This is a genomic window from Streptomyces rimosus subsp. rimosus, from assembly GCF_000720725.1.
Lineage (GTDB): Bacteria > Actinomycetota > Actinomycetes > Streptomycetales > Streptomycetaceae > Streptomyces > Streptomyces rimosus_A.
In genome coordinates, this window is the sequence record NZ_JOCQ01000207.1 from 1 (window position 1) to 5,149 (window position 5,149).

Sequence of the window (5,149 nt, forward strand, 5' to 3'; positions counted from 1 at the left end):
ACACAGTGGACGCGAGCAACTGAGGACAAGCCCTCGGCCTATTAGTACCAGTCAACTCCACACCTTACGGCGCTTCCATATCTGGCCTATCAACCCAGTCGTCTACTGGGAGCCTTACCCCATCAAGTGGGAGGGAGCCCTCATCTCGAAGCAGGCTTCCCGCTTAGATGCTTTCAGCGGTTATCCTTTCCGAACGTAGCCAACCAGCCATGCCCTTGGCAGGACAACTGGCACACCAGAGGTTCGTCCGTCCCGGTCCTCTCGTACTAGGGACAGCCCTTCTCAAGACTCCTACGCGCACAGCGGATAGGGACCGAACTGTCTCACGACGTTCTAAACCCAGCTCGCGTACCGCTTTAATGGGCGAACAGCCCAACCCTTGGGACCGACTCCAGCCCCAGGATGCGACGAGCCGACATCGAGGTGCCAAACCATCCCGTCGATATGGACTCTTGGGGAAGATCAGCCTGTTATCCCCGGGGTACCTTTTATCCGTTGAGCGACGGCGCTTCCACAAGCCACCGCCGGATCACTAGTCCCTACTTTCGTACCTGCTCGACCCGTCAGTCTCACAGTCAAGCTCCCTTGTGCACTTACACTCAACACCTGATTGCCAACCAGGCTGAGGGAACCTTTGGGCGCCTCCGTTACCCTTTAGGAGGCAACCGCCCCAGTTAAACTACCCACCAGACACTGTCCCTGATCCGGATCACGGACCCAGGTTAGACATCCAGCACGACCAGAGTGGTATTTCAACAACGACTCCCCTCGAACTGGCGTCCAAGGTTCACAGTCTCCCACCTATCCTACACAAGCCGAACCAAACACCAATATCAAGCTATAGTAAAGGTCCCGGGGTCTTTCCGTCCTGCTGCGCGAAACGAGCATCTTTACTCGTAGTGCAATTTCACCGGGCCTATGGTTGAGACAGTCGAGAAGTCGTTACGCCATTCGTGCAGGTCGGAACTTACCCGACAAGGAATTTCGCTACCTTAGGATGGTTATAGTTACCACCGCCGTTTACTGGCGCTTAAGTTCTCAGCTTCGCCCCACCGAAATGGAGCTAACCGGTCCCCTTAACGTTCCAGCACCGGGCAGGCGTCAGTCCGTATACATCGCCTTACGGCTTCGCACGGACCTGTGTTTTTAGTAAACAGTCGCTTCTCGCTGGTCTCTGCGGCCACCACCAGCTCAGGGAGCAAGTCCCATCACCAGCCGTGGCCCCCCTTCTCCCGAAGTTACGGGGGCATTTTGCCGAGTTCCTTAACCATAGTTCACCCGAACGCCTCGGTATTCTCTACCTGACCACCTGAGTCGGTTTAGGGTACGGGCCGCCATGAAACTCGCTAGAGGCTTTTCTCGACAGCATAGGATCATCCACTTCACCACAATCGGCTCGGCATCAGGTCTCAGACTTCATGCACGACGGATTTGCCTACCGTGCGTCCTACACCCTTACCCCGGGACAACCACCGCCCGGGCTGGACTACCTTCCTGCGTCACCCCATCACTCACCTACTACCACCTTGGGTCAGCGGCTCCACCACTCCCCTTTGTCCGAAGACTCCAGGGCGGCTTCACGGCCTTAGCATTAATGGATTCGATGTTTGGCGCTTCAAAGCGGGTACCGGAATATCAACCGGTTGTCCATCGACTACGCCTGTCGGCCTCGCCTTAGGTCCCGACTTACCCTGGGCAGATCAGCTTGACCCAGGAACCCTTAGTCAATCGGCGCACACGTTTCCCACGTGTGTATCGCTACTCATGCCTGCATTCTCACTCGTGAACCGTCCACAACTACCTTCCGGCGCTGCTTCACCCGGCACACGACGCTCCCCTACCCATCAACACAGCCGTTGGGCCTTGTGTGTCAATGACATGACTTCGGCGGTGTGCTTGAGCCCCGCTACATTGTCGGCGCGGAATCACTTGACCAGTGAGCTATTACGCACTCTTTCAAGGATGGCTGCTTCTAAGCCAACCTCCTGGTTGTCTCTGCGACTCCACATCCTTTCCCACTTAGCACACGCTTAGGGGCCTTAGTCGATGCTCTGGGCTGTTTCCCTCTCGACCATGGAGCTTATCCCCCACAGTCTCACTGCCGCGCTCTCACTTACCGGCATTCGGAGTTTGGCTAAGGTCAGTAACCCGGTAGGGCCCATCGCCTATCCAGTGCTCTACCTCCGGCAAGAAACACACGACGCTGCACCTAAATGCATTTCGGGGAGAACCAGCTATCACGGAGTTTGATTGGCCTTTCACCCCTAACCACAGGTCATCCCCCAGGTTTTCAACCCTGGTGGGTTCGGTCCTCCACGAAGTCTTACCTCCGCTTCAACCTGCCCATGGCTAGATCACTCCGCTTCGGGTCTTGGGCACGCTACTCAAACGCCCTCTTCGGACTCGCTTTCGCTACGGCTTCCCCACACGGGTTAACCTCGCAACATACCGCAAACTCGCAGGCTCATTCTTCAAAAGGCACGCAGTCACGACTGCCATCCGAAGATGACAGCGACGCTCCCACGGCTTGTAGGCACACGGTTTCAGGTACTATTTCACTCCGCTCCCGCGGTACTTTTCACCATTCCCTCACGGTACTATCCGCTATCGGTCACCAGGGAATATTTAGGCTTAGCGGGTGGTCCCGCCAGATTCACACGGGATTTCACGGGCCCCGTGCTACTTGGGTGATTCTCAAGCGAGCCGTCAATGTTTCAGCTACGGGGGTCTTACCCTCTACGCCGGACCTTTCGCATGTCCTTCGCCTACATCAACGGTTTCTGACTCACCGACCGGCCGGCAGACCGGTCAAGAGAACTCCCACAACCCCAACCACGCAACCCCTGCCGGGTATCACACGTGACTGGTTTGGCCTCATCCGGTTTCGCTCACCACTACTCCCGGAATCACGGTTGTTTTCTCTTCCTGCGGGTACTGAGATGTTTCACTTCCCCGCGTTCCCTCCACACTGCCTATGTGTTCAGCAGCGGGTGACAGCCCATGACGACTGCCGGGTTTCCCCATTCGGACACCCCCGGATCAAAGCTCGGTTGACAGCTCCCCGGGGCCTATCGCGGCCTCCCACGTCCTTCATCGGTTCCTGGTGCCAAGGCATCCACCGTGCGCCCTTAAAAACTTGGCCACAGATGCTCGCGTCCACTGTGCAGTTCTCAAGCAACGACCAGCCACCCCTTTACCGGGGCCGGCGTTTGAAGGAACAGGCAAAGCCCGTGCCCTCAGACACCCAACAGCGTGCCCGACACAACCAGCCAACCAATCACGTTCCACGCCGAAGCATTCGAGTGTGCCGAGTAGTCAACGTTCCACCCATGAGCAACCAGCATCAGACGTTCGCTGATGTTCTGGCCTCTGACCAGTCCGAAGACCGGTAAGAAGTGCTCCTTAGAAAGGAGGTGATCCAGCCGCACCTTCCGGTACGGCTACCTTGTTACGACTTCGTCCCAATCGCCAGTCCCACCTTCGACGATTCCCTCCCCTTCGACGATTCCCTCCCTTCGTGACGTGACGGGCGGTGTGTACAAGGCCCGGGAACGTATTCACCGCAGCAATGCTGATCTGCGATTACTAGCGACTCCGACTTCATGGGGTCGAGTTGCAGACCCCAATCCGAACTGAGACCGGCTTTTTGAGATTCGCTCCACCTCGCGGTATCGCAGCTCATTGTACCGGCCATTGTAGCACGTGTGCAGCCCAAGACATAAGGGGCATGATGACTTGACGTCGTCCCCACCTTCCTCCGAGTTGACCCCGGCAGTCTCCTGTGAGTCCCCATCACCCCGAAGGGCATGCTGGCAACACAGAACAAGGGTTGCGCTCGTTGCGGGACTTAACCCAACATCTCACGACACGAGCTGACGACAGCCATGCACCACCTGTACACCGACCACAAGGGGGCCCCTGTCTCCAGAGGTTTCCGGTGTATGTCAAGCCTTGGTAAGGTTCTTCGCGTTGCGTCGAATTAAGCCACATGCTCCGCCGCTTGTGCGGGCCCCCGTCAATTCCTTTGAGTTTTAGCCTTGCGGCCGTACTCCCCAGGCGGGGAACTTAATGCGTTAGCTGCGGCACGGACGACGTGGAATGTCGCCCACACCTAGTTCCCAACGTTTACGGCGTGGACTACCAGGGTATCTAATCCTGTTCGCTCCCCACGCTTTCGCTCCTCAGCGTCAGTATCGGCCCAGAGATCCGCCTTCGCCACCGGTGTTCCTCCTGATATCTGCGCATTTCACCGCTACACCAGGAATTCCGATCTCCCCTACCGAACTCTAGCCTGCCCGTATCGAATGCAGACCCGGGGTTAAGCCCCGGGCTTTCACATCCGACGCGACAAGCCGCCTACGAGCTCTTTACGCCCAATAATTCCGGACAACGCTTGCGCCCTACGTATTACCGCGGCTGCTGGCACGTAGTTAGCCGGCGCTTCTTCTGCAGGTACCGTCACTTGCGCTTCTTCCCTGCTGAAAGAGGTTTACAACCCGAAGGCCGTCATCCCTCACGCGGCGTCGCTGCATCAGGCTTGCGCCCATTGTGCAATATTCCCCACTGCTGCCTCCCGTAGGAGTCTGGGCCGTGTCTCAGTCCCAGTGTGGCCGGTCGCCCTCTCAGGCCGGCTACCCGTCGTCGCCTTGGTAGGCCATTACCCCACCAACAAGCTGATAGGCCGCGGGCTCATCCTGCACCGCCGGAGCTTTCCACACACAGACCATGCGGTCGTGTGTCATATCCGGTATTAGACCCCGTTTCCAGGGCTTGTCCCAGAGTGCAGGGCAGATTGCCCACGTGTTACTCACCCGTTCGCCACTAATCCCCTCCCGAAGGAGGTTCATCGTTCGACTTGCATGTGTTAAGCACGCCGCCAGCGTTCGTCCTGAGCCAGGATCAAACTCTCCGTGAATGTTTACCCGTGATCGGGTCAACACACACGAGAGCGGAACAGGAAGCGGAATAGGCTTCCCGTTCACAGCGTCCTCGCTGTGTGTGCCACCCGCACCGCTTGGGTGCCGGTGGGCTTTTCAAAGGAACCTCATCCTCCGGCGTGATTGCCGGTGGACGGGGTATCAACATATCTGGCGTTGACTTTTGGCACGCTGTTGAGTTCTCAAGGAACGGACGCTTCCTTCGGTCCCGT

2 rRNA genes are annotated in these 5,149 nt (G+C 57.6%); both read right to left on the minus strand.

The features are described 5' to 3' along the window. Window positions 1–21: 21 nt before the first annotated feature. Window positions 22–3,142, minus strand: a 23S ribosomal RNA gene (locus IH45_RS0142380). Window positions 3,143–3,406: 264 nt separating this feature from the next. Further along, a 16S ribosomal RNA gene (locus tag IH45_RS0142385) occupies window positions 3,407–4,915 on the minus strand. The 16S and 23S rRNA genes sit together here, the layout of an rRNA operon. Window positions 4,916–5,149 lie beyond the last annotated feature (234 nt).